The sequence below is a fragment of the Allobosea sp. ASV33 genome (genome assembly GCF_016428755.1).
GTDB lineage: Bacteria > Pseudomonadota > Alphaproteobacteria > Rhizobiales > Beijerinckiaceae > Allobosea.
Genome location: NZ_JAELTI010000315.1, coordinates 1 through 308, shown reverse-complemented (window position 1 = coordinate 308; position 308 = coordinate 1). Strand labels below are relative to the sequence as shown.

The window sequence follows — 308 nt, the reverse complement described above, 5'->3', positions numbered from 1 at the left end:
CCCCCCCCCCCCCCCCCCCCCCCCCCCCCCCCCCCCCCCCCCCCCCCCCCCCCCCCCCCCCCCCCCCCCCCCCCCCCCCCCCCCCCCCCCCCCCCCCCCCCCCCCCCTCTTTTCAAGCAGAAGACGGAATACGAGATCGCGCCTAGAGTCTCGTGGGCTCGGAGATGTGTATAAGAGACAGGATCTCGTCCGCCATCAGGAGCTGGGCGAAGACCGGGCCCTTGATGAAGCGGAAATGCCGCTTGCCGTCGCTCGATTCGTCGAGAACCTCGGAGCCGAGGATGTCCGACGGCATCAGGTCCGGCGTG

Annotated in this window: 1 pseudogene; it reads right to left on the bottom strand. The window is 73.4% G+C overall.

From position 1 onward, the window contains the following. Positions 1-181 precede the first annotated feature (181 nt). Positions 182-308, bottom strand: a pseudogene (locus JHD80_RS27815) (AAA family ATPase); the annotation flags it as partial.